At 43.1% G+C, this 23,632-nt stretch carries 22 protein-coding genes; 17 read left to right on the top strand and 5 right to left on the bottom strand.

Annotated features, from left to right (window positions below):
• Positions 1–91: 91 nt before the first annotated feature.
• Positions 92–1,213 (top strand): PQQ-dependent sugar dehydrogenase, encoded by a 1,122-nt coding sequence (locus WBM49_RS01460; RefSeq protein ID WP_424370284.1) that lies wholly within the window; start codon positions 92–94, stop codon positions 1,211–1,213.
• A gap of 21 nt (positions 1,214–1,234) precedes the next feature.
• On the top strand, positions 1,235–1,639 hold the full coding sequence (locus WBM49_RS01455; protein WP_424370283.1) for a c-type cytochrome: 405 nt from the start codon (positions 1,235–1,237) through the stop codon (positions 1,637–1,639).
• Positions 1,640–1,641: 2 nt separating this feature from the next.
• On the opposite strand, the gene WBM49_RS01450 is transcribed toward WBM49_RS01455, so the two are convergent.
• Together WBM49_RS01450 and WBM49_RS01445 are read right to left on the bottom strand one after the other, a co-directional pair.
• Positions 1,642–2,457: an N-acetylmuramic acid 6-phosphate etherase gene (locus WBM49_RS01450; protein ID WP_424370282.1), complete on the bottom strand. Its 816-nt coding sequence runs from the start codon at positions 2,455–2,457 to the stop codon at positions 1,642–1,644.
• A gap of 2 nt (positions 2,458–2,459) precedes the next feature.
• Positions 2,460–3,209, bottom strand: a complete 750-nt coding sequence (locus tag WBM49_RS01445) for a DeoR/GlpR family DNA-binding transcription regulator (RefSeq protein WP_424370281.1) — start codon at positions 3,207–3,209, stop codon at positions 2,460–2,462.
• A gap of 172 nt (positions 3,210–3,381) precedes the next feature.
• On the opposite strand from WBM49_RS01445, the gene nagB reads away from it, so the two are divergent.
• From nagB to WBM49_RS01425, 4 genes are all read left to right on the top strand, one after another.
• Positions 3,382–5,325, top strand: coding sequence for a glucosamine-6-phosphate deaminase (gene nagB, locus WBM49_RS01440; protein ID WP_424370280.1), 1,944 nt, complete (start codon positions 3,382–3,384; stop codon positions 5,323–5,325).
• A 105-nt stretch (positions 5,326–5,430) separates the two neighbouring features.
• Positions 5,431–6,708, top strand: a complete 1,278-nt coding sequence (locus tag WBM49_RS01435; RefSeq protein ID WP_424370279.1) for an MFS transporter — start codon at positions 5,431–5,433, stop codon at positions 6,706–6,708.
• The gene (locus tag WBM49_RS01430; protein ID WP_424370278.1) at positions 6,674–8,290 is read left to right on the top strand and encodes a glycoside hydrolase family 3 protein; all 1,617 of its coding nucleotides are present in this window, start codon (positions 6,674–6,676) and stop codon (positions 8,288–8,290) included. The genes WBM49_RS01435 and WBM49_RS01430 overlap by 35 nt, the downstream gene beginning before the upstream one ends.
• Positions 8,291–8,299: 9 nt before the next feature.
• The gene (locus tag WBM49_RS01425; RefSeq protein WP_424370277.1) at positions 8,300–9,376 is read left to right on the top strand and encodes an anhydro-N-acetylmuramic acid kinase; all 1,077 of its coding nucleotides are present in this window, start codon (positions 8,300–8,302) and stop codon (positions 9,374–9,376) included.
• 24 nt (positions 9,377–9,400) lie between these two features.
• On the opposite strand, the gene WBM49_RS01420 is transcribed toward WBM49_RS01425, so the two are convergent.
• The 3 genes from WBM49_RS01420 to WBM49_RS01410 are packed head-to-tail and all read right to left on the bottom strand — an operon-like array spanning position 9,401 to position 12,887.
• Positions 9,401–10,942, bottom strand: coding sequence for an acyl-CoA carboxylase subunit beta (locus WBM49_RS01420; protein ID WP_424370276.1), 1,542 nt, complete (start codon positions 10,940–10,942; stop codon positions 9,401–9,403).
• A 4-nt stretch (positions 10,943–10,946) separates the two neighbouring features.
• The gene (gene accC, locus WBM49_RS01415; protein ID WP_424370275.1) at positions 10,947–12,389 is read right to left on the bottom strand and encodes an acetyl-CoA carboxylase biotin carboxylase subunit; all 1,443 of its coding nucleotides are present in this window, start codon (positions 12,387–12,389) and stop codon (positions 10,947–10,949) included.
• Between the two features lie 12 nt (positions 12,390–12,401).
• Positions 12,402–12,887, bottom strand: coding sequence for an acetyl-CoA carboxylase biotin carboxyl carrier protein subunit (locus WBM49_RS01410; protein WP_424370274.1), 486 nt, complete (start codon positions 12,885–12,887; stop codon positions 12,402–12,404).
• 271 nt (positions 12,888–13,158) lie between these two features.
• Between WBM49_RS01410 and udk the strand changes: the two genes are divergently transcribed.
• From udk to WBM49_RS01355, 11 genes are all read left to right on the top strand, one after another.
• The gene (gene udk, locus WBM49_RS01405) at positions 13,159–13,767 is read left to right on the top strand and encodes a uridine kinase (protein ID WP_424370273.1); all 609 of its coding nucleotides are present in this window, start codon (positions 13,159–13,161) and stop codon (positions 13,765–13,767) included.
• 5 nt (positions 13,768–13,772) lie between these two features.
• Entirely contained in the window at positions 13,773–14,114 is a 342-nt protein-coding gene (locus WBM49_RS01400) for an FtsB family cell division protein (protein WP_424370272.1), read from the top strand.
• On the top strand, positions 14,098–15,480 hold the full coding sequence (locus tag WBM49_RS01395) for a methylmalonyl-CoA mutase subunit beta (RefSeq protein ID WP_424370271.1): 1,383 nt from the start codon (positions 14,098–14,100) through the stop codon (positions 15,478–15,480). Before WBM49_RS01400 ends, WBM49_RS01395 begins: the two co-directional genes overlap by 17 nt.
• The gene (gene scpA, locus WBM49_RS01390) at positions 15,473–17,632 is read left to right on the top strand and encodes a methylmalonyl-CoA mutase (RefSeq protein WP_424370270.1); all 2,160 of its coding nucleotides are present in this window, start codon (positions 15,473–15,475) and stop codon (positions 17,630–17,632) included. The genes WBM49_RS01395 and scpA overlap by 8 nt, the downstream gene beginning before the upstream one ends.
• Positions 17,633–17,766: 134 nt before the next feature.
• Positions 17,767–18,540 carry a ParA family protein gene (locus tag WBM49_RS01385; RefSeq protein ID WP_424370294.1) on the top strand — a complete coding sequence of 258 codons (774 nt, stop codon included), beginning with the start codon at positions 17,767–17,769 and terminating at the stop codon, positions 18,538–18,540.
• On the top strand, positions 18,540–19,445 hold the full coding sequence (locus WBM49_RS01380; RefSeq protein ID WP_424370269.1) for a ParB/RepB/Spo0J family partition protein: 906 nt from the start codon (positions 18,540–18,542) through the stop codon (positions 19,443–19,445). The genes WBM49_RS01385 and WBM49_RS01380 overlap by 1 nt, the downstream gene beginning before the upstream one ends.
• Positions 19,438–20,055: a DUF5683 domain-containing protein gene (locus tag WBM49_RS01375; RefSeq protein ID WP_424370268.1), complete on the top strand. Its 618-nt coding sequence runs from the start codon at positions 19,438–19,440 to the stop codon at positions 20,053–20,055. The genes WBM49_RS01380 and WBM49_RS01375 overlap by 8 nt, the downstream gene beginning before the upstream one ends.
• A gap of 3 nt (positions 20,056–20,058) precedes the next feature.
• Positions 20,059–20,760, top strand: a complete 702-nt coding sequence (gene dapB / locus WBM49_RS01370; protein ID WP_424370267.1) for a 4-hydroxy-tetrahydrodipicolinate reductase — start codon at positions 20,059–20,061, stop codon at positions 20,758–20,760.
• Between the two features lie 51 nt (positions 20,761–20,811).
• Positions 20,812–22,509 (top strand): signal peptidase I, encoded by a 1,698-nt coding sequence (lepB, locus tag WBM49_RS01365; RefSeq protein ID WP_424370266.1) that lies wholly within the window; start codon positions 20,812–20,814, stop codon positions 22,507–22,509.
• A 48-nt stretch (positions 22,510–22,557) separates the two neighbouring features.
• Positions 22,558–23,196, top strand: a complete 639-nt coding sequence (locus WBM49_RS01360; RefSeq protein WP_424370265.1) for a WbqC family protein — start codon at positions 22,558–22,560, stop codon at positions 23,194–23,196.
• Positions 23,189–23,503, top strand: coding sequence for a DUF6122 family protein (locus tag WBM49_RS01355; RefSeq protein ID WP_424370264.1), 315 nt, complete (start codon positions 23,189–23,191; stop codon positions 23,501–23,503). Before WBM49_RS01360 ends, WBM49_RS01355 begins: the two co-directional genes overlap by 8 nt.
• The last annotated feature ends 129 nt before the right edge of the window (positions 23,504–23,632 follow it).

The raw sequence follows: 23,632 nt of genomic DNA, 5'->3' as shown, positions 1-23,632 counted from the left end.
ATTCAGAGCGTAGTTGTTTAACTTATAGTTTTCTGTTTATCTTTGATCTTTGTAGACCTACTTTATTTATTAAATAATTTAACGTTTGAAAATGCAAAAAAGTATCCTTATTAGCTGTTTTTTCGTTGTAATGACCTTTATATCCTGTGCCCAGAAATCGGATAACACTTTAAAAACACCAGAAGAAACGAGCATTTCTGCCGAATTAATTGTGAATGACCTTCAAATTCCCTGGGGTATGACCTTTTTGCCAGATGGCAGTATGCTGATCACTGAAAAAGCAGGTGAAATAATACGCTATAAGGATGGTGAAAAAACGAGTATTGCCAATGTTCCGTCCGTTTACAACAGAGGGCAGGGTGGTTTGTTAGATATTGAACTTCATCCAAATTACGCGGAAAATGGGTGGATCTACTTGTCATATTCCTCCGAAGAAGGTGATGATAAAGGCGGTAATACGGCCATTGCCAGAGCCAAACTAGAGGGTAATGCCCTTACAAATCTGGAGGTTTTATACAAGGCCGGCCCAAACACCACCAAAGGACAACATTTTGGATCCCGATTGGAATTTGATAATAACGGTTACTTGTATTTCTCCATTGGAGAAAGAGGAGAAAGAGATGTAAATCCACAAGACATTACCCGCGATGGTGGCAAAATATACAGGATCAATGACGATGGCTCTATTCCTCAGGACAATCCTTTTGTGAACGAAGCGGGCGCAAAAACGGCTATCTATACCTATGGCAACAGAAATCCACAGGGGATGCTAAAACATCCGGGAACGGGCGACATCTGGATTCACGAACATGGCCCAAGGGGCGGCGATGAGATCAATATTGTAAAAAAAGGAGCTAATTATGGCTGGCCTGTGATCACCTATGGGATCAATTACAGTGGAACTCCAATTACGGATAAAACCGAAATGGAAGGAATGGAACAACCTATACATTATTGGGTGCCTTCTATTGCCCCCAGTGGAATGACCTTTATTACCTCAGATGTATATCCGGATTGGAAAGGCAATCTTTTGGTGGGCTCGCTCTCCTTTCAATATCTAGAACGCCTGGTACTAGAAGGCCAAACAGTTACCTATCGCGAAAAATTACTTGAGGACATCGGAAGAGTTCGCAATGTAAGACAGGGGCCGGATGGGTATATCTATGTGGCGGTAGAAGGAAAAGGTATTTATAGATTGGTGCCAAAAACATAAAATTATACTTTATTAGGTTCCATGAAGGAAGTATTGCTTGTCTTTGTAATAGCGATCCTCGCTATTTTTATAGAACCTCCACAAGAAGATTCATTTCAGGAAAGTAAGGCCAGGGGCGCTATTATTTATCAGGACTTTTGCGCTAGCTGTCATTTACCCTCAGGTGAAGGTGTCCCCGAGGTATACCCACCCTTAGCTAATTCGGATTATCTGCTCACCAACAAAACCGGTAGTATCCGAGGTATAAAATTTGGGCAACGAGGCCCGATGGTGGTTAATGGTAGTACTTATGACAATACTATGATGCCACTGGGACTGGAAGATAAAGAAATTGCTGATGTGATGAATTTTGTTTTATCATCCTGGGGAAATAGTACAGAAAAAATGGTGACCCCCAAAGAAGTTGCCGCAGTGGGTCCCAGGTAAGCTTATTTTTTATAATTATCCATCGCCTTTTTAACGGACCCATACTCCTTAAGCACCCGGGAAGCCTCCTCGTAGTCCAATTGCAAGCCCTCCATTAAGTAGCGTGTTCCACGGTCTACCAATTTGTTATTGCTCAATTGCATATTGACCATTTTATTTCCTTTTACCCTGCCAATGCGTATCATTAGTGCTGTGGAGATCATGTTTAGTACTAATTTCTGGGAGGTGCCACTTTTCATTCTAGTGCTTCCCGTAACAAATTCAGGGCCTACATTAACGGCTATGGCTATTTCAGCGGCCAGTGCCAGGGGGCTACCGGGATTATTTGTGATCCCTGCCGTTAATAATCCCTGTTCCCTGGCGGGATGTATACCTCCGAGCACGTAGGGCGTTGTTCCTGATGCTGCGATACCCACCACCGTATCTAAGACGTCAATATCCAATTTCTGCAGATCCTTCCAAGCTTGCTCGGTATCATCTTCTGCAAACTCTACAGCCTTCCTAATAGCGCCATCTCCACCGGCAATTATCCCTATAACACGATCATGAGGGAGGCCAAAAGTGGGTGGTATTTCCGAGGCGTCTAAAATCCCCAATCTGCCACTGGTTCCTGCACCTATATAGAATAGTCGGCCCCCTTTTAAAAATCGCTCCGTCAGCGCATTCACGAGTTTCTCTATCTGAGGAATAACGTTCATAACGGCCATGGGAACTTGCTGATCTTCCATATTTATCCTATTGAGGAGGTCTGCCGTAGACATTAACTCCAGATTGTCATGGGAAGAGGCTATTTCTGTTATTTTCTTAAAGTTGCTCATAGTTACATTAAACGAATGTCCTGATTTCTAAAAAGATTTAAAAGGGTATTCTCCGGATCCAGTTCAGTGATCATGGTATTTATGGCGTTGATATCACAAGTCTTAAAGCGATGTTGGGAATTAAGCTTCTCCGAGATACACAAAAGTATTGTTTTTTTGGAAGCCTGGATCACTGCTTTCTTTAGCTGCACTACATCCCAGTCAAATTCTGTTAGGCCATGCAAAGAATCTACATACCCGGTGCCGATAAAACCATAGTCGAATTTTACTTCGGACAAACGCTGAATGGTATAGGCGCCGTTAGAGATCATTGCATCTTTAGAGATCCTCCCACCAATAAAAATAAGATCTACATTTTGCATCACGGCTAATTGTAAGGCCACCGGAAGACTAAAGGTAAAACAGGTGAGCTTAACTTTTGGAGGTAGTATTCTCGCCAATTCCAAGCAGGTAGTTCCTCCGTCTATAAAGATGACCGCCCCTTCCTTCAACAGGCTTACTGCCTTAGCAGCAATAGCCATTTTTTCATGAACAGCATAAATATTAGCACTTCGTGCGGCTGTATGGGTATATCCCAACGAAATGGCCCCTCCGTGCACTTTACGCAATTTATTTTCGGCATCAAGTTCCTTTACATCCCTGCGTACAGTATCTACGGACACCTCCAGATGTTCCGCAAGATCGGTTAGCAGCACTTTGTTATGCAGTTCAACTTCATTCAGAATTAATTGTTGACGTTCTTCTTTTAGCATTAAAAAAATGATTTTTAGCCATCTCGACTTAACTTGATGCCATGCTGTTTTATTCTTTATATAAACAAATTTACATTATTTATTGCATATAACTGCATTTTTTCTTGCATAATACTGCAATCATAAAATATTTTTTCTATTTTTGCCTCGATATAACAACTAGCACCAAATTATGACATCATCTTATCCATTATCTGAAATTGCAGCCATCCCCAGGGATGAGGAATCCAGAAAGTTTGAAAAGATCAAGACACATATTCACGAGAATTCTGAGGAAGCTTCTTTATATGTAGCCAACGAGATCGCCAATCTTATCAGGCAGCGACAAAAACTGGGAAAAAAAGCGGTTTTAGGCCTAGCTACCGGTTCCACCCCCACCAAGGTATACGACATACTGGTTAGGTTTCACAAGGAGGAAGGTTTGAGCTTTAAAAATGTCATCACCTTTAATCTGGACGAATACTTCCCCATGGAACAAGATTCTATCCATAGTTATGTGCGCTTTATGCGCGAACATCTTTTCGATCATATCGATATAAAGAAAGAAAACATTCATATTCCAGACGGTACACTGGAAAAGGAAGATGTGCGCGATTATTGTATTGCCTATGAAGAAAAAATAAAAAAATCTGGTGGAATAGACATACAGGTACTGGGTATTGGAAGAACGGGACATATTGGATTTAATGAACCAGGGTCCTCCATCGTCAGCAAGACCAGAATGGTCAGACTAGACAGGGTTACAAGGCTTGATGCCGCCAGCGACTTCTTTGGCCTGGAAAATGTTCCTTCACGGGCCATCACCATGGGTGTTGGTACTATCCTCTCTGCCAAAAGAATTATTCTGATGGCTTGGGGTGAAGGAAAAGCCGGAATAATTAACCAGGCCGTGGAAGGCTCTATCCGCGAGTCCGTTCCTGCCACCTTCCTCCAAAATCACCCAAATTGTGACTTTATCCTCGATGAGGCGGCGGCGTCCGATCTGACAAGGGTTTCCACCCCCTGGCTGGTAAGCGAATGCATTTGGAACGACAGCCTGATAAAAAAGGCGACCATCTGGCTCTCCGGCAAACTTAACAAGGCCATCCTAAAATTAACCAATGAGGATTATAATGAACACGGTATGGGAAGTCTGGTGGCCGAAATTGGTTCTGCAGAACACATCAACCTGATCGTATTTAACCAACTACAGGGCACCATCACAGGTTGGCCAGGCGGTAAACCCAATGCAGATGACAGCAGAAGGCCGGAACGCAAGGATCCTTACCCTAAAACATCCCTTATCTTCAGTCCACATCCTGATGATGACGTGATCTCTATGGGTGGTACACTGCTGCGACTGGTAGATCAGGGTCATGATGTTCATGTGGCCTATCAGACCTCAGGGAATATTGCCGTTTTTGATGATGAAGTAATTCGGTTCCTCGATTTTGCCAAGGATATTCAAAAAGATAATGATGCCCTGCAAAAACAGTTTAAAGAAGTTAGAGCATTCCTGGATAAAAAGCATCCGGGACAGGTAGATAGCCCTCAAATTCAGCAATTCAAAGGATTGATCCGCAAAGGCGAAGCACTGGCTGCCTGCAGATATTGTGGGGTAAAGGAAGAGAATGCTCATTTTCAAAATCTGCCCTTCTACGAAACCGGTACCGTAAAGAAAAAACCCTATTCGGAAGCCGATATTGAACAGACTTATCAGTTGCTACAACAAATAAAACCACATCAGATATTTGCTGCGGGCGACCTTTCAGATCCCCATGGTACACACAGGGTCTGTCTTAATATTATCTATAAGGCTCTCGAAAGACTGGTTAAGGAAAAAGCATCCTGGATCAAGGATTGTTATGTGTGGTTGTACAGAGGAGCATGGCAGGAATGGGATATAGCAGACATGGAAATGTCGGTCCCGGTAGGTCCAAAAGACATGCAGCGTAAGAAAAATGCTATTTTTAAGCATCAGTCACAAAAAGACAGTGCAATGTTTCCAGGCAATGACAATAGAGAATTCTGGCAGCGCGCAGAACAACGGAATAAAGAAACGGCAAAGAATTACAATGCCCTGGGGCTAGCAGAGTACGAGGCCATGGAAGGATTTGTAAGGTATCATTTTATGTAAGCCATCGCATCTCTGTATGCACTGGAAATAAACAAACTACTCTTTTTTTGAGGTTGTTAGACAGAAGCCCGGTGAAAGTTTTAAATTTAGCCTTGATACTACAAGATGATACAAAAAGATAAATGGGCCTGGGCCTGGGTCCCTATTCTTTATTTCACGCAAGGACTGCCCTATGTCATGGTGGTCACCGTCTCCGTCATTATGTATAAAAAACTGGGGATCAGTAATGCAGATATTGGTCTGTATACCAGTTGGCTTTATCTTCCCTGGGTAATAAAACCGCTATGGAGCCCATTACTTGACCTGAAAAGCACTAAACGAAATTGGTTCCTGCTAATGCAGCTAATCGTTTCCTTGTCTTTCCTGGCCATTGGTTTTGCGCTTCCCACCAATATATTTTTTGTGACCACTTTGGCGTGTTTCTGGATGGCAGCCTTTGCCTCTGCGACCAATGATATTGCCTCAGACGGCTACTATATGATTGGTCTTACGCAGGAAAAACAGTCATTCTTTGTTGGAGTACGAAGCACCTTCTATAAATTGGCAAATGTTACAGGGCAGGGTTTACTGGTTATCCTGGCCGGTTTCCTGGAGAATTATTACGGGGATAATACCAAGGCATGGTCTATCACTATGATTTGTGCGGCAGTTTTAATGTTCACCTTAACGATCGCTAACTATTTTACAACGCCAAAATTTGAATCCTCCAGTGCTATTACCCTTGAAAAACCAAACAGTTTTCTGGAAGTATTCTCCTCCTTCTTTAAAAAACCGGGAATAGGTATTGCACTGGCCTTTATATTATTTTTCAGGTTAGGCGAATCCCAATTAGTGAAAATGGCATCCCCCTTCCTACTAGACCCACCTGAGGCAGGTGGCCTTGGATACACTACAGCAGAAGTGGGCACAATCTACGGTACCATTGGAGTTATTATGTTAACCGTTGGAGGCATTTTAGGCGGGATCTTAATTTCCAGACATGGCCTAAAAAGATGGTTCTTTCTTATGGTACTCTCCCTGAACATCCCCAATGCTTTCTATGCTTTCCTGGCCATTACCAATTCTAGTAATCTGGCGGCGGTAGTGACCACGGTAATTCTGGAACAATTTGGGTATGGATTTGCCATTGCAGGATTCATGGTTTATCTCATTTATATAGCCGAAGGCGTATCCAAAACTTCACACTATGCCATTGCAACAGGGTTTATGGCCCTGGGAATGATGCTTCCCGGGCTGGTAAGTGGTTATATGCAGGAATGGTTGGGATACGATGGCTTTTTCATTTGGGTGGTTCTGGCCGCGTTGCCGTCGCTTATTCTCTTAAAATATATTAAATATCCACCGGAATATGGAAAAAAAGGGGCAGACAAGAGTACCTCCTAACATCATGAATTATGATGAAGCCACACTCCTACTCTCTAAGAGGGAGAAAATAGGTCAGTTTTTTATGCCTGCAGCGTTTGTTAACGATTCAGAGGCTTCCATCAAGTCTTTAGAATCTCTAATACGCAATGAGTGTATCGGGGGTATTTGCTTCTTCCACAGCAGAGCAAGTGCCGCAACCAATTACGAAGGAAAAAAGAAAGTAACCTACAATAAGGATAGCCTGCAGGTGCTAAAGGATTTGATTACCCGATATAGTGCAGCAGCAAAATATCCCCTACTGATCAGTATTGATGCAGAGTGGGGCCTGGCAATGCGCATAGAAGAGACACCCCAGTATCCGTATGCCATTACCTTAGGAGCCGCTGAAGATCCGGACCTGGTATTTGAAGTAGGTAAAAAAATTGGTGAGGACTGCAGAGCCGCGGGCATTCATTGGAATTTTGCCCCCGTAGCAGATGTGAACAATAATCCGAATAATCCCGTAATTGGCTACAGATCTTTTGGGAGTAATAAAAAGAAAGTTAGTAAAAATGCCATCGCCTTTTCTAAAGGTCTCCAGCAAGCAGGGATCCTAAGTTGTGCCAAACATTTTCCGGGGCATGGCGATACGGCTACTGATTCGCATTTAGGCCTTCCCGTAATTGAGAAAAGCAAAAAAGAAATCTTTGAACAAGAGCTCTTCCCCTTTATAGGGTTACTAAAAAATAAGGTAGATGCCGTAATGGTAGGGCATCTTTCTGTGCCGGCCTTAACTGCTGGAAAACAGATCTCAGCCTCTGTTTCGGAAGAGATCATTAAGAATGTACTTCGTGACAAATTAGGCTACCAAGGGGTGGTTGTCTCAGATGCCTTGAATATGCATAGTGTATCCAAGGCTTATCCCGCAAAAGGAAGCTTAGAATGGGCCGCATTTAAGGCCGGAAACGACATCCTTTGTTTTGCCGAGAACCCCAGGGAAGGGATCGACGAGATTGTAAGGTTGGCTTCCGACGCTCAAATAGAAGAAAGTTTTAAAAGGGTCTGGGAATTAAAGATTAAGGCCATTAAGCAGGCTTCCAACCCACGTCCACAGATCAGTGATCCGGATGCACTAAATGCAGAGATCAGTGCAAAAAGTCTAACCCTCTATAAAGGCACGGAGAAAATAATTACTGAATACAAGGATAAAGGATTTTATGGCCTCCAATTTGGACAAACCAAACGAGCTACTTTTTTCGATATAATATGCGAGGATGCCAATAGTTCGTATGTGTTGGTAAAAGACCAATCCTCAGATAAAATAACATCAGCCCTGGGTTCAAATCCAAAATTACTCATCTCCTTATATCCGCCGAGTATAAAACCTCAGCATCAATTTGGGATGGACCCTGATCATCTTCAGCTACTTACTGATCTTATAAATCAATATGACGTAGTTTTATATGTCTTCGGAAATCCGTATATCCTGCGATTATTGCCCGTAGAAAAAATTGCTGCCATAGTGATAGCTTACCAGGATCTTAAGGGATTTGAGGAGAATGCGGCAGAACATTTTTTAGGAAACAAGAAAGCCATGGGTGTTTTGCCCGTGTCATTATAAAAACACAAAATGAAGATTTATAAAGGTATTGGTATGATGTCTGGCACTTCCCTGGATGGGCTAGATCTTGTCTATTGTCATATATGGAAACCCCTGACCCGTTGGGAATTTAAGATTGAAAGGACCAAAAGCATTCCCTATAGCAAAAAACGCCAGGTGTTATTACAGGAGTCCATTAAGCTCCCGGCAGACCAATTGCTGTGTTTACACAATGAATATGGAACCTGGCTTGGGGAACAGGTAGGAACTTTTGTAGCGAAAGAGAAATTAGAGGTTGACTTTGTCTCGAGTCACGGGCATACCGTACACCACCAACCAGCCAAAGGACTTACCTTTCAGATAGGTTCCGGGCAGCATCTGGCCAATGCCTGTGGTATCAAAACTATCTGCGATTTCAGGACCAACGATGTTGCGCTGGGAGGACAAGGAGCACCTTTAGTGCCTATTGGCGATCATATGCTTTTTGGCGTCTATGATTTTTGTTTAAATCTTGGCGGAATCAGCAATATCTCTTTCGTCCTGAACAATAAAAGAATAGCGTATGATATTGGTATTGCCAATATGCTATTGAATTACATAACCAGGCGCGAAGGATTGACCTACGATAAAGGAGGAGCAATGGCGCGCAAGGGATCTATGCTTCCTGAGTTATATGATCAATTAAACGCTCTTGGGTATTATAAACTTCCCTACCCAAAATCTACAGGGTACGAATGGTTCTCTACAGAAATTGTCCCTTTGGTCAATGCACAAAAGGCTCCCCTGGAATCCCTGTTACACACTGCCGTTCACCATATTTGTGAACAGATCTCAAGGCAGGTGAAAATGATACCAACCAAAAAGGAAAAAACAATACTGATCACCGGTGGAGGTGCCTTAAATACATACCTGACAGAAGTTTTAAAGGAAAAACTGGGGAAAAAGATATTGTTGGAGATCCCTTCCAAGCAGTTGATTGAATTCAAAGAGGCCTTAATTTTTTGCCTTATGGGGGTACTCCGTTTAGAGCAGGAAATTAACGTACTGCATTCCGTTACCGGAGCGAGCAAGGATTCTTCATCCGGGGTAGTTTACCTTCCGAGTTAAGTGCGCCTGGAAAATTCAAACTTCTTAAAGAGGAATATTTCCGTGCTTGCGAAATGGCATGGAAACCTGCTTCTTTTCGAGCATTTGGAAGGTTTTAATTAATTTTCTTCTGGTTTCCTTAGGTGCTATGATCTCATCGATAAATCCCCTTCTTGCTGCTCTGAAAGGATTTGCAAATTTTTCAGCATAGGCCGCTTCCTTTTCAGCTAATTTTTGTGTCGGATCTTCAGCTTCAAGGATCTCTTTCCGAAAGATGATCTCACTTGCTCCTTTTGCTCCCATCACCGCAATCTCTGCAGTGGGCCACGCGTAATTAAAATCGGCCCCAATGTGCTTTGAATTCATTACATCATAGGCTCCACCATAAGCTTTGCGCGTAATAACAGTAACTCTGGGTACCGTAGCTTCACTTAAGGCATAGAGTAATTTAGCTCCGTTTACTATGATGCCGTTCCATTCCTGATCCGTTCCGGGTAAAAATCCGGGCACATCCACCAGAACGAGTAAAGGAATATTAAAGCAATCGCAAAACCTTGTAAATCTGGCAGCTTTTCTTGAGCTATTCACATCGAGTACCCCAGCCAGGAACATAGGTTGATTTGCTACTATACCAATGCTCTTACCCGCAAGTCTTGCAAAGCCTACGATGATATTCTCGGCAAAGTCTTTATGGATCTCGTAAAAGCTATCAGTATCAATAAGACCGTGAATCACCTCATGCATATCATAGGGCTTATTTGGATTATCAGGGACCAGTCCTTCTAAAACATCCCGTACTTCATCCCCAAATTCGAAGGGTAGGTCTTTGGCTTTTTCACGATTGCTTTGTGGCAGATAACTCAGTAATTTCTTTACATCCTGTAAACACTCAACGTCGTTTGTGGAAGTTTTATGAGCCACTCCAGATTTTATGGCGTGCGTACTGGCACCCCCTAATTCCTCGGAAGTTACTTCCTCATTGGTTACGGTTTTTACCACGTTAGGGCCGGTAACAAACATATAGCTGGTTTCTTCAACCATCAGCGTAAAATCTGTAATGGCCGGCGAATACACCGCACCTCCTGCACATGGGCCCATGATAGCAGAAATCTGTGGGATAACCCCTGAAGCCTTGACATTTCTATAGAATATATCTGCATAGCCTCCCAATGACCTAACCCCTTCCTGTATACGCGCCCCACCAGAATCATTGAGGCCAATTACCGGTGCCCCAACATTCATGGCGAGATCCATGATCTTGCAGATCTTTTCGGCATGGGTTTCTGAAAGTGCTCCGCCAAAGACTGTAAAATCTTGCGCATAAACATATATCAATCTTCCATCTACTGTACCATATCCGGTAACCACCCCATCCCCAAAATACACTTCTTTATCCATACCAAAGTCGGTGGTACGATGGGTAACCAAGATGCCCATTTCCTCAAACGATCCTTCATCCAATAAATACTCTATACGTTCCCTGGCAGTGAGTTTTTTCTTCTTATGCTGCTTATCGATACGTTGCTGACCGCCACCCAGCAGGGCCTCGGCAACGCGGTCATTTAATTTCTTGATATTTTTATTCATTGTTTCAGTGCGTTGAAATCCTCAATATTTTTTGATCTGCGAGATACTGTTTAAGGGCAATAAGAGCGGCAATTTCGGCCTCCTCTTCTGCCTTCTGTTTAAGTATTTCAGGCGAGTAATAATTCTTTACAAAATGAGTGTCAAAATCTCCGGATCTGAAAGCCTCATGTTCAAAGACAAAGCGGCCAAACGGAAGTGTGGTTTGCACCCCTTCCACCACATAGGAATCTATAGCTTTGATCATGATTTGAAGAGCCTCCTCCCTGGTCTTACCATAGGTGATCAGTTTAGCCAACATAGGATCGTAATAAATAGGAATTTCCATCCCTTCTTCAAATCCATTGTCTACACGTACGCCCGGCCCTGTTGGCAAGCTGTAGGTATGCAAGGTCCCAACACTGGGCAAAAAATTGGACAGTGGATCTTCGGCATACACTCTGAGCTCTAGGGCATGACCTTGTATCTTTAAATCTTCCTGTTTCATGGGGAGCACTTCTCCCCTCGCAACCATGATCTGAAGTTCTACCAGGTCTACACCAGTAATAAGTTCTGTTACCGGGTGCTCCACCTGAAGGCGTGTATTCATCTCCAGAAAATAAAAATTTCGTTCTGCATCCATCAAAAATTCTACCGTGCCTGCGCCAAGATAATCGCAAGATCTGGCAACCTTCGTGGCTGCGATCCCCATTTCTTCCCTTTGCTCCGGACTTAAAATTGCCGAAGGTGCTTCTTCCACCACTTTCTGGTGCCTTCGCTGAATACTGCATTCCCTTTCAAAAAAATATAGCACATTTCCATGGCTGTCTGCCATGATCTGTATTTCAATATGCCTGGGCGAGCTTACGTATTTCTCAATAAAGACCGATCCGTCCCCAAAGGCCGATGTAGCCTCCGAAATAGCCCGTTCCATTTGAGAAGCCAGGTCTTTTTCCCTTTCTACGATGCGCATACCTTTACCGCCGCCACCGGCAGAAGCCTTAATTAAAATCGGAAATCCAATTTCTGCAGCAATGGCTTTAGCTTTTTCTACATCGGATATTGCCTCGTCAATCCCAGGAACCATAGGAATATCGTAATGCTTTACTGCCTCCTTGGCTGCCAATTTGCTTCCCATCATCCTAATTGCTTTAGGCTTAGGGCCAATAAAAGTGATCCCACTCTTGGTAACTGCTTCGGCAAAATCTGCATTTTCACTTAGAAATCCATACCCGGGATGAATTGCATCTACATTGAGGCGTTTTGCCTCTTCAATAATTTTTGACCCATTCAAATAGGATTGGTTGGAAGGCGGTTCCCCTATCCAAACCGCTTCGTCCGCAAATTTGACATGCGGGGCATTCCGGTCTGCCGAAGAGTATACGGCAACTGTTTTAATTCCCATTTTTTGGGCAGTTTTCATGACACGGATGGCAATTTCTCCACGATTGGCAACAAGTATTTTTTTCATTTATAGATGGATTTACTCAAATGAGATCAGAAGTTGTTTTTTATCTACCGTTTCACCTTTCTTTACAGAGATCTTTTTGATGGTACCTTCTCTGGGAGACATAATAACATTCTCCATCTTCATTGCTTCGAGAATAAGCAGAGGAGAATCCTCGGCTACCGTATCGCCTTCCTTTACCTGAATATCTAAAATAAGTCCGGGCATAGGCGCAAGAATGGTTCGGATGTTTTTTGCGGAGCCAAGAGAAAAACCCATTTTAGCGATCAACTGGTCTATTTCGTTCTTTAAGACCACTTCATACGTCTCATTCTTTACCTTGACCAGATAAGTTCGATCAAAAAACGACTGAGATACCACTTCCACGACAAAGGGCCTGCCGTTTTTCAGCACATGATATTCGGAGGAAGATGTTTGAACGGCATTAAGCGACTGCAGGTCTTCCTCAGAAAAGGAAAACTCATAGGTCTCATTAACAGAGACTTTAAAGGGTTGAGACATATTCTAATTACTATTTCCAAGTTGATATGAAGGTAAGATATAGAAAAAAAGCATGGTCATAAAATTTAATTTCTTCATGCCTTTGCGAAACTAGCTGTTTGGTGTTTCGCTTTTGATGACCACAAAATTAATTTTATTAAGATCCCAAATCTATGACTTGTATCATATTTTAATTGTGCCTTGATGTATACTTATGTATTGCAAAAATGAAGGGTAACTATACAGGTAGATATGCATCCAAATCCTTATTTTTGAACAAAACAACGCAGGTATGTTGATCATCGGAATTGCTGGAGGAACAGGCTGTGGAAAAACCACTGTGGTAAATCAGATCATCAATGAGATCCCGGAAGAAGAAGTAGGGGTGATTTCTCAGGATTCCTACTATAATGACTTGTCGCACCTCTCCTTTGAGGAACGAAGTAAGATAAATTTTGACCATCCCCGAGCTATCGATTTTGAATTATTGGGGAAACACCTCGGAATTTTACGCCAGGGAGACCCAATAGACCAGCCTGTATATTCCTTCCCCAAGCACAATCGCACCAAGGACACCATAAGAACACATCCCAGAAAGGTTATGATCGTAGAAGGTATTCTAATACTTACACATCCGGCCATCAGGGAAATGTTTGATATTAAAATTTTTGTTCATGCGGATTCTGACGAACGACTTATCCGAAGGCTTAAACGCGATATCAATGAACGAGGCAGGGATATCGAAGAGATACTCTCCCGGTATCAAACAACTTTAAAACCGATGCACGATCAATTCATTGAACCCACCAAGGAATATGCAGATATCATCATCCCAAATAATAAATACAACACGGTTGCCGTAGATATTGTACGTACCATCATAACAGACAAACTCAACTGATCTCTATGGCACTAAAAGATTTAAGAGCAAAAAAATGGTTTGGGATCGCTACCAATCTTTATGTGGTGGTCCTAACTGCCTTTGTGGTCTGGATGGTTTTTTTTGATACGAATTCACTGATGATCCATCTGGAATTGAAGAAACAAATAAGAACTCTTGAAAAGCAGCAAGAATTTTTGAGAAGTGAGATAGAGAAGGATAAAAAAACCCTGGAGAAACTCTCAGATCCCAAGGAACTGGAGAAATTTGCCAGAGAACACTACTATTTAAAAAAGAAAAATGAGGAGATCTACCTCATCGAATACGAGGATAGTCTCAAAAATAAACAAGATGACGAAGACCAATAAATTTTACGATTTTCCGGGTGTCTCTGCCAAAGCATGGAAACAGCAGATCCAGGCCGGTCTCCAGGGGGATGATTACAATGCCCGCTTGGTATGGGAAGGTCCGGATCGCATTAAGGTAAAACCCTTCTACAATTCTGAGGATCTTGAAGACCTGGCACAAACTCAGGTTTCGGCCCCCAATAGTTGGAAGATAGGTCAGGTTTGTTACGTACAAAACGAAAAATCTGTCAATAATAAGGCATTGGATGTTCTGAATCGCGGGGCAGAAAGTCTGTACTTTGTTCTGCCCAATCCAGATGTAAACCTAAACATACTTTTACAAGGAATAGATCTCTCCAAAGTACCGGTCTATCTGGAACTCCAATTTGTCTCAACGGCATTCGCAAAAAAAATAGCGGCATTTAAATCTTCCAAAGAAACCTCCTTCCTTATCCATATGGATGTTTTAGCCGGCCTTGCTAAAACCGGGAACTGGCAGCAATCCATGGAAGAAGATTTGGCATCTGTTTTTGAATTGACGAAGCTTTTACCCGGTCACAGGAGCATCACTATAGATGGGGCCTTCTATCAGAATGCAGGTGCCACCAGAGTACAACAACTGGCGTATATGCTCGCTCAGGCAAATGAATATTTGAATTATTTCCAAAATCAGGAATCTTCTGTATCCTTCCCGGAACCAATTTTTAAAATAGCCGTAGATTCTGATTATTTTTTTGAGATCGCCAAAATAAGGGCATTGCGTATGCTTTGGAAGAGCCTGGCTACAGTTTATGGTGCACCCGGAAGCTGCCATATAATAGCCCAGCCCAGCAAACGCAACAAGACCTTATATGAGTACAATGCAAACTTATTACGAACCACTACAGAATGTATGGCCGCAATCCTGGGGGGTGCAGATACTATTTGTAATCTCCCCTATGATGCCATCTATCACAAGGATAACGAATTTGGAGAACGAATTGCCCGGAATCAGTTGCTGATCTTGCGTAATGAAAGTTATTTTGGGGCGGTTAGCAACCCAGCGGACGGTGCTTATTACCTGGAGACCCTCACCCGCCAACTGGCCGAAAAAGCAATGGATCTATTTAAGAATTTAGAGGCCTCCGGAGGATATCTCAAAGGCCTGAAACAACACACTATTCAAAAAAAGATCAGGGAACAGGCGGAAAAGGAGCAGCTGCAATTTGATAATGGCGAACTGGTGTTAGTAGGAAGCAATGTATATGTGAATCCAAAAGATAAAATGAAGGATACTATTGAAATCTACCCCTTTTTAAAATCGAATCCTGGAAAGACACTTATAGAGCCTATTTTAGAGAAAAGGCTGGCAGAGAGCATGGAACAGAAAAGACTAGACAATGAATAGAAAAGACCTACAAGACCTGCAATTAGCAATCGAGGAAAAAAGCAAGGCACCATTGTCTAATAATGATACCTTTCATTTTGCAGAGGGTATTGATGTTCAAAAAAAGTATTCCAGGGAAGATTTGTCTTCTTTAGAGCACCTCGAATATGCAGCTGGTGTACCCCCCTTCTTACGTGGCCCCTATGCCACCATGTATGTGCAGAGACCCTGGACCATACGCCAGTATGCCGGTTTTTCTACCGCTCAGGAAAGTAATGCCTTTTACAGAAGAAATCTTGCTGCAGGGCAAAAAGGATTATCAGTAGCTTTTGATCTGCCCACACATCGCGGATACGACAGTGATCATGAACGGGTAGTGGGTGATGTCGGAAAGGCAGGCGTGGCTATTGATTCCGTAGAGGACATGAAGATCCTCTTTGATGGTATCCCGTTAGATAAGATGTCTGTTTCCATGACCATGAACGGGGCGGTACTTCCCATCATGGCTTTTTATATTGTAGCCGCTGAGGAACAAGGGATCTCTCCTCAATTTTTAGCCGGGACCATCCAGAATGATATTTTAAAGGAATTTATGGTGAGGAATACCTATATCTATCCTCCGGGGCCCTCTATGGAGATCATTGCAGATATTTTTGAGTACACCAGTAAATACATGCCTAAGTTTAACAGTATTAGCATCTCCGGGTATCATATGCAGGAAGCTGGTGCCACGGCCGACATAGAATTGGCGTATACCCTTGCAGACGGCTTGGAATATATCCGAACTGGGATCAAAGCAGGCCTGGATATAGATACTTTCGCACCCCGACTTTCATTTTTCTGGGCAGTGGGGATGAATCATTTTATGGAGATCGCAAAAATGAGAGCCGGCAGGCTACTCTGGGCAAAACTAGTACAGCAGTTTCATCCAAAAAATGCAAAGTCGCTCGCACTGAGAACCCATTGCCAGACCAGTGGCTGGAGTCTTACTGAACAAGACCCCTTCAATAATGTTGCACGGACCACCATTGAAGCGGCCGCCGCAGCCTTTGGAGGCACTCAAAGTCTTCACACCAATGCGCTGGATGAGGCCATTGCGCTTCCTACCGACTTTTCGGCCAGGATCGCCAGAAATACGCAGCTCTTTTTACAGCGCGAAACCAATATTACCAAAACCGTAGACCCCTGGGCCGGAAGTTATTATGTGGAATATTTAACCGACGCCATCGCCAAAAAAGCCTGGGATCTTATTGAAGAAGTGGAGGCATTGGGTGGCATGACCAAGGCCATTGAAGAAGGGATCCCAAAAATGAGGATTGAGGAGGCAGCTGCCAAGAAACAAGCCCGGATTGATAGTGGAACAGATATTATTGTTGGTGTAAACCAATACCGCCTGGAAGAAGAAGAACTCATGCAGATCCTTGAAGTAGACAATGCCGAAGTTAGACGACAACAAGTGGAGCGACTTGAAAAAGTTAAAAAAGAACGAGATCATAAAGCGGTTGCCAAAGCCCTTAATGATCTGACGGTGGCAGCGAAGAAGAAAGCCGGCGAACACGGGGATAAATCTAGAGATAATTTGTTAGCTTTAGCCATCATTGCCGCCAGACACAGAGCCACCCTGGGGGAGATCAGTGATGCCCTTGAAGTGGCCTTTAAGCGGTACAATGCGAAAATTCAAACATTTTCTGGAGTGTATTCCAAAGAAATAAAGGACGATAAAAGCTTTAAAAAGGCGCGAGAACTTGCGGATGCCTTTGCTGAATTAGAGGGCAGACGTCCCAGGATCATGATCGCCAAAATGGGGCAGGATGGCCATGACAGAGGTGCCAAGGTTGTTGCCACCGGATATGCCGATCTTGGCTTTGACGTAGACATTGGCCCATTATTCCAAACGCCCGCCGAAGCTGCTAAACAGGCGGTAGAGAACGACGTGCATATTCTGGGGGTTTCCTCCCTGGCTGCAGGACATAAAACGCTGGTACCTCAGGTATTAGCAGAATTAAAAAAATATGGCCGGGAAGACATTATGGTCATCGTAGGAGGTGTGATTCCCAAGCAAGACTATGAATATCTGTTCGATGCAGGTGCGGTAGCCGTTTATGGCCCGGGCACCAGGATCAGTGAAGCCGCCATACAGATACTGGAAATACTACTGGACACCTATAAATAAAGTCCTTCTTTTCTTAAAGCACTCTGGTTCTTTACTGCGGTTTCTTTATTCCTAAGTTATTCACTTTGTGTTAACAAAATACATTTTCTGGCTAGCCAAATAATCGTATTTTTAACCCCTAACTTACTATGATGATGGGCAAAATAATTGCTATTGCAAACCAAAAGGGGGGAGTTGGTAAAACAACGACCACCGTAAACCTGGCTGCCTCGCTGGGTGTTTTGGAAAAGAAGGTGCTTTTGATAGACGCAGACCCCCAGGCCAATGCCACTTCAGGTCTTGGTATTGATGTGGATGCTGTAGAACTGGGAACGTACCAGGTATTAGAACACACTAAATCGGCCAGGGAAACAATTATCAAAACTTCCTCCCCTAATGTAGACCTTATTCCTTCGCATATAGATCTTGTGGCCATCGAAATTGAATTGGTAGACAAGGATGACAGGGAGTACATGATGAAAAAAGCCATCAGGGAACTTAAAGAAGACTATGATTACATTCTGATAGACTGTGCACCTTCGCTAGGGCTGTTAACGCTTAATGCCCTGACCGCGGCAGATTCAGTGATCATCCCAATACAGTGCGAATACTTTGCACTGGAAGGTTTGGGTAAACTGTTGAACACTATTAAAAGTGTACAAAGGATCCACAACCCGGATCTGGATATAGAAGGATTGTTACTCACCATGTATGATGCGCGTTTACGCTTGTCTAACCAGGTAGTTGAAGAGGTGAAGAAACATTTCTCAGAAATGGTTTTTGACACCATCATTCAGCGAAATGTTCGCCTGGGAGAAGCGCCCAGTTATGGGGAAAGTATAATTAAATACGATGCCAGTAGTAAAGGGGCCGCTAATTACCTCAACATGGCCAACGAACTTCTCAAGAAAAATAAGGAGAAAGTATAATGGCGAAAGCAACACGAAAACAAGCTTTAGGGCGCGGACTTTCTGCCCTCTTAAAGGACCCGGAGAACGATATTAAATCCGTTGCCGATAAGAATGCGGATAAGGTAGTGGGGAACATTGTGGAATTGGAGATGGATGCAATAGAAGTAAATCCGTTTCAACCCAGGTCCAATTTTAATGATGAAGCACTTCAGGAACTGGCTTCTTCCATTAGGGAATTAGGGGTTATTCAGCCTATCACGGTTCGCAAACTCGATTTCAACAAATACCAACTGGTTTCGGGAGAACGCAGGTATAGAGCCTCCAAATTGGTTGGGCTGGAAACTATTCCATCCTATATCCGTATTGCCAATGATCAGGAATCTCTGGAAATGGCATTGGTTGAAAACATTCAGCGTCAGGACCTCGATCCCATAGAAATTGCTCTTTCGTACCAACGCCTGATTGAAGAAATTGAGCTGACACAGGAAAAATTAAGTGACAGGGTTGGCAAAAAAAGGTCAACGATTACCAATTACTTGCGTCTCTTACGCCTGGATCCGATCATTCAAACCGGCATCAGAGATGGTTTTATCAGTATGGGTCACGGTAGAACGCTGGTAAACATTGAACGACGGGAAGATCAATTGGAGATCTATGAACAGATCATAGGTGGGTCGCTTTCTGTGCGGCAGACGGAAGAATTGGTCAGAAAATATCACGATACCGGTAAGATCACCAAAAAAGCCGTTTCCGAAGTTAAAGACAAGGCTCCCTTTATAGTGCAGAGTGAAAAAACCCTGTCCGAATTTTTAGATACCCCGGTAAGCACGAAGACCTCAGACAATGATAAAGGAAAAGTTACCATTTCGTTTCAATCTAGGGAAGAATTAGAACGAATCATAAAATTAATCACCGGTGAGTAAGCGATCTTTTTTTTTTGCATTTCTTCTCTGCTGCCTTACCACGGTACATGCACAGAAAAAAAAGACTTCCGAAGATTCATTACGCACCAATTTTAAGGAAAAAGGGATCGTCATTGATGGCACCATAAAAAAGCAAAAGGTAAACCCTCTGGCCCCCAGTAAAGCGGCCTTTTATTCTGCTATCCTCCCGGGTTTGGGCCAGATCTACAACAAGAGATACTGGAAATTGCCTATTGTCTACGGCGCCATTGGTACTGGGGTCTATACTTATATTTACAATGATGATCTCTACGATACATTCCGATCTGCTTTCAAAAGGCGCAGAGCCGGCTTTACAGATGATGAATTTAGCGGAAACGTGGCTGGTAGACCTGAACTATCCGATCAGGCACTGCAGGATGCCCAGGAGCGCTATCAGCGAGACAGGGACCTGGCACTGCTCATTACTATTGGTTTATATGCCTTCAATATTATCGATGCCAATGTAGACGCCCATTTAAAACAATTCAATGTAGATGACGACCTTAGTCTGGATATCAAACCCTATCTGGAATACCATCCTATAACATCCGATCCCAATTACGGCATTGCCTTAACTATTAAATTCTAGTCTTTGAAGATAGCATTGTTCGGGTATGGTAAAATGGGCAAAATGATTGAACAGATCTGCCAAAAAAGAGGGCACAGCATTGTGGCTCGAATAGACGAGCACACTACTGAAGTAGACTACCGGGAAATGGATGTTGCTATTGATTTTAGTATCCCGGAATCTGCCGTTGCCAATATTAAAGGGTGTCTGCTGGCAGGTGTCCCTGTCATTTCAGGTACTACAGGTTGGTTAGATGACTATAAAGAAATAACGGAGCTTTGCAAGTTACAAAAAGGTGCTTTTCTCTATGCTTCTAATTTTAGCCTGGGGGTGAACATATTTTTTGAGCTTAACACCTACCTGGCCAGGATGATGGCCAACCTTAAGAACTATGAGGCAGAGATTGAAGAAACCCATCATATACACAAGGTTGATGCCCCCAGTGGAACAGCAATCACCCTGGCAGAAGGCATCATAGGTGAGACCTCTTATACCCACTGGGCTTTAGATAAAAGCGGTAAGCATATACTCTCCATCCATTCGCATCGCAAAGGTGAAATACCGGGTACCCATGAAGTTACCTATGCGGGTGCAGAAGATCAACTCAGCATCAAGCATATTGCTCATGGGCGTGAGGGATTTGCACTGGGAGCCGTAGTGGCGGCAGAATGGATTATAGGAAAGAATGGTGTTTTTAGTATGAAAGACGTGTTAAACCTGGGTTAAAAATGGTAACAAAATGATACCTTGCCACGTCTAACGGAAAAATAAATAAGCATGAACGTTACGCAGTGGATTCTATTTATTCTACTTATACAGGTGATCCATTTTCTGGGAACCTGGAAACTCTATGTAAAAGCAGGCAGGCAGGCTTGGGAAGCGGCAGTTCCGATCTATAACGCCATTGTGCTGATGAAGATCATCAACCGTCCAGGCTGGTGGGTAATTCTCTTGTTTATCCCGATCATCAATTTACTTATGTTTCCTGTGATTTGGGTAGAGACCATACGGAGTTTTGGGCGAAATAGTCTGATAGACACCTGGTTGGTGATTCTCACCCTGGGATTCTACATCTATTATGTAAACTATTCCTTGGAAGTTGACCATGTCAAAGACCGCAGTTTACATCCAAAATCTGGTATAGGTGAATGGGTAAGTAGTATAGTTTTTGCCATTGTGGCCGCCACCCTGGTACACACCTATTTTATTCAACCATATGTGATCCCAACCGGGTCCTTGGAACGCACCTTACGCATTGGGGACCTTTTATTTGTGAGTAAATTTCATTACGGCGCCAGAACCCCAATGACGACCATTGCAGCACCTATGGTACATGACACCCTGCCCGTTCTAGGTATAAGATCTTATTTAAATAAACCTCAGCTTCCGTATTTCAGGCTTCCGGGCTTTGCGAAGGTCGATCGCAATGATATTGTGGTATTTAGTTGGCCTGCCGACACCGTAAGAGCCTTTTTCAAAAAAGAAAAAGGGGTTGTTAAACCCATAGATAAAAAATCTAATTACGTTAAGCGCTGTGTGGGGTTACCAGGCGATTCTTTAGAAGTGCGCGATGGCTATGTGTATATCAATGGTGCGCAACTTGTCCTTTCTGACAGAGCAAAACCCCAATACGATTATACCATATACGCTCAAAAGGGAGTCTCTTCCCGATTATTGTTAGAAGCAGGAGTTTCAGAATTCAACAGAACCTATGTGGCCCAATCCTTAAGTCCGCAACAAAGCAATGCTTTGCGTATGGAAGGATATGGGGTTTACCCGCAAAATGATCCTCCGGTGATACTAACAGACAACAAAGGTATCTCTACTGAGGTCATCAGGGCATTACGCCTTTCCTTACGGGAGATCACTGATAGAGAAAGGCAGGCTACCCTTACAGATGAGATGGCAGAAAAATTAAGAGCTAAACCTGAAATCGATTCCATTGTAAAAATACAAGAGTCAAAAGGTGTCCGGGGTAATAATATCTTTCCGCAAAGTGAGGCTTATGCCTGGAACAATGATAACTTCGGTCCTATATATCTGCCGCAAGCAGGGAGTACTGTGGCCTTAAATCTTAACGTATTACCCCTGTATAAAAAGATCATCAGGGATTATGAAGGCAATACAGTAAGCGTTTCCGGAAACCAGGTCCTGATTAACGGAAAGGTGGCAGACAGCTATACCTTTAAACAAGACTACTATTGGATGATGGGTGACAATCGAGATCATTCAGAGGACAGCAGAACCTGGGGCTATGTCCCGGAGAACCATATAGTGGGGACCCCCATTTTTATCTGGTTGAGCTTTGATAATTTCAATGAGGGCATAGCGCATTGGAAACCCAGATGGGACAGAATATTTACTACTGTGAACGGAAAAGGGGAACCGGTCTCCTATTTTAAATATTTCCTGATAGCACTGGCCGCCTGGTTTGTATTCGATTTCTTTAGAAAAAGGAGAAAAAAGCTGAAATAAAATATAAATTCTAGTTTAAATGAGGGAGGGTGTAAGTAAATAGATCAAATGGAACCGCTGATATTGCTTCATCCAACTTATTTTCCAACCATAGCCACAATGGCGGTGGTATCGCGTCGAAAATGTTTATGGGAGGTGTGTGATTACTATCAAAAACAGACTTTTAGGAACAGAACATATATCTGCACGGATCAGGGGAAACACATGTTATCAATTCCTATACAACATGTTGGCGGGGCACAGGGAAAGCAGTACTACAAGGATGTTAAGGTAGACAATCAATATCCCTGGCAACGGCAGCACTGGCGAACGCTGCAGACAGCCTACAGAGCATCTCCCTTTTTTGAATATTACGAAGATGAGCTTGCGCCTATTTACCACGACAGGTTTACCTATTTACTCGATTTTAATTTTAGATCTATTGAACTGGCCTGTGAATTTCTTCAGCTCGGGATTTCATTATCTAAAACTAGCACTTTTGACCCATGTCCATCGGATATCACAGATATGAGGTTCATGGTCAATGCAAAAAAGTCCTTGCCATTTACCCCAACTTCATATACCCAGGTATTTATGGAACGTCATGGATTTTTGGGGAACCTTAGCATTTTAGACCTGCTCTTTAATGAGGGAACCGCTGCCACTGCCTATTTACAGGAGCTCTCCTTATCGTTCACAGATGCTTAGATTCTTTCTCCATTACGGCATTCATTTTTTACTGCCCATAGCGGTCGGATTCTTCTTTTTTAAAGAGAACCGCACAAGGATCATATTAATTATGCTGGCTGCGATCTTAATAGACATAGATCATTTATTGGCTACGCCAATTTTCGACCCTGATCGATGCAGCATCAATTTTCATCCTTTGCATACGTATTGGGCCATGGGGGGGTATTTGATATTCCTTTTTATCAAGCCATTACGGATAATAGGGATCGGGTTGCTGATCCATATGCTGGCGGATTGGGTAGATTGCTACCTAGTCGCCATTTAGCTTAATGGATGCCATAACAGGAAAGTGATCGGATAAGACCGCTTCAAAATTCTTATGTTCTAACACTTCAAAATCAGGATCTGTTAAAATATAATCTATTCTAAATGGCAAGAATTTAAATTCAAGTGT

Origin of the sequence: Muriicola sp., assembly GCF_049669965.1 — a bacterium.
GTDB lineage: Bacteria > Bacteroidota > Bacteroidia > Flavobacteriales > Flavobacteriaceae > Muriicola.
The sequence above is the reverse complement of the archived record's forward strand: the minus strand, read 5'-3'. Positions and strand labels throughout refer to the sequence as shown.

Excerpts from the sequence above, each read along its gene's own strand:
- WBM49_RS01460 (WP_424370284.1), top strand. The coding sequence starts at position 92 with ATGCAAAAAAGTATCCTTATTAGCTGTTTTTTCGTTGTAATGACCTTT.
- WBM49_RS01455 (WP_424370283.1), top strand. The coding sequence starts at position 1,235 with ATGAAGGAAGTATTGCTTGTCTTTGTAATAGCGATCCTCGCTATTTTT.
- WBM49_RS01450 (WP_424370282.1), bottom strand. The coding sequence starts at position 2,457 with ATGAGCAACTTTAAGAAAATAACAGAAATAGCCTCTTCCCATGACAAT.
- WBM49_RS01445 (WP_424370281.1), bottom strand. The coding sequence starts at position 3,209 with ATGCTAAAAGAAGAACGTCAACAATTAATTCTGAATGAAGTTGAACTG.
- nagB (WP_424370280.1), top strand. The coding sequence starts at position 3,382 with ATGACATCATCTTATCCATTATCTGAAATTGCAGCCATCCCCAGGGAT.
- WBM49_RS01435 (WP_424370279.1), top strand. The coding sequence starts at position 5,431 with ATGATACAAAAAGATAAATGGGCCTGGGCCTGGGTCCCTATTCTTTAT.
- WBM49_RS01430 (WP_424370278.1), top strand. The coding sequence starts at position 6,674 with ATGGAAAAAAAGGGGCAGACAAGAGTACCTCCTAACATCATGAATTAT.
- WBM49_RS01425 (WP_424370277.1), top strand. The coding sequence starts at position 8,300 with ATGAAGATTTATAAAGGTATTGGTATGATGTCTGGCACTTCCCTGGAT.
- WBM49_RS01420 (WP_424370276.1), bottom strand. The coding sequence starts at position 10,942 with ATGAATAAAAATATCAAGAAATTAAATGACCGCGTTGCCGAGGCCCTG.
- accC (WP_424370275.1), bottom strand. The coding sequence starts at position 12,389 with ATGAAAAAAATACTTGTTGCCAATCGTGGAGAAATTGCCATCCGTGTC.
- WBM49_RS01410 (WP_424370274.1), bottom strand. The coding sequence starts at position 12,887 with ATGTCTCAACCCTTTAAAGTCTCTGTTAATGAGACCTATGAGTTTTCC.
- udk (WP_424370273.1), top strand. The coding sequence starts at position 13,159 with ATGTTGATCATCGGAATTGCTGGAGGAACAGGCTGTGGAAAAACCACT.
- WBM49_RS01400 (WP_424370272.1), top strand. The coding sequence starts at position 13,773 with ATGGCACTAAAAGATTTAAGAGCAAAAAAATGGTTTGGGATCGCTACC.
- WBM49_RS01395 (WP_424370271.1), top strand. The coding sequence starts at position 14,098 with ATGACGAAGACCAATAAATTTTACGATTTTCCGGGTGTCTCTGCCAAA.
- scpA (WP_424370270.1), top strand. The coding sequence starts at position 15,473 with ATGAATAGAAAAGACCTACAAGACCTGCAATTAGCAATCGAGGAAAAA.
- WBM49_RS01385 (WP_424370294.1), top strand. The coding sequence starts at position 17,767 with ATGGGCAAAATAATTGCTATTGCAAACCAAAAGGGGGGAGTTGGTAAA.
- WBM49_RS01380 (WP_424370269.1), top strand. The coding sequence starts at position 18,540 with ATGGCGAAAGCAACACGAAAACAAGCTTTAGGGCGCGGACTTTCTGCC.
- lepB (WP_424370266.1), top strand. The coding sequence starts at position 20,812 with ATGAACGTTACGCAGTGGATTCTATTTATTCTACTTATACAGGTGATC.
- WBM49_RS01360 (WP_424370265.1), top strand. The coding sequence starts at position 22,558 with ATGGAACCGCTGATATTGCTTCATCCAACTTATTTTCCAACCATAGCC.
- WBM49_RS01355 (WP_424370264.1), top strand. The coding sequence starts at position 23,189 with ATGCTTAGATTCTTTCTCCATTACGGCATTCATTTTTTACTGCCCATA.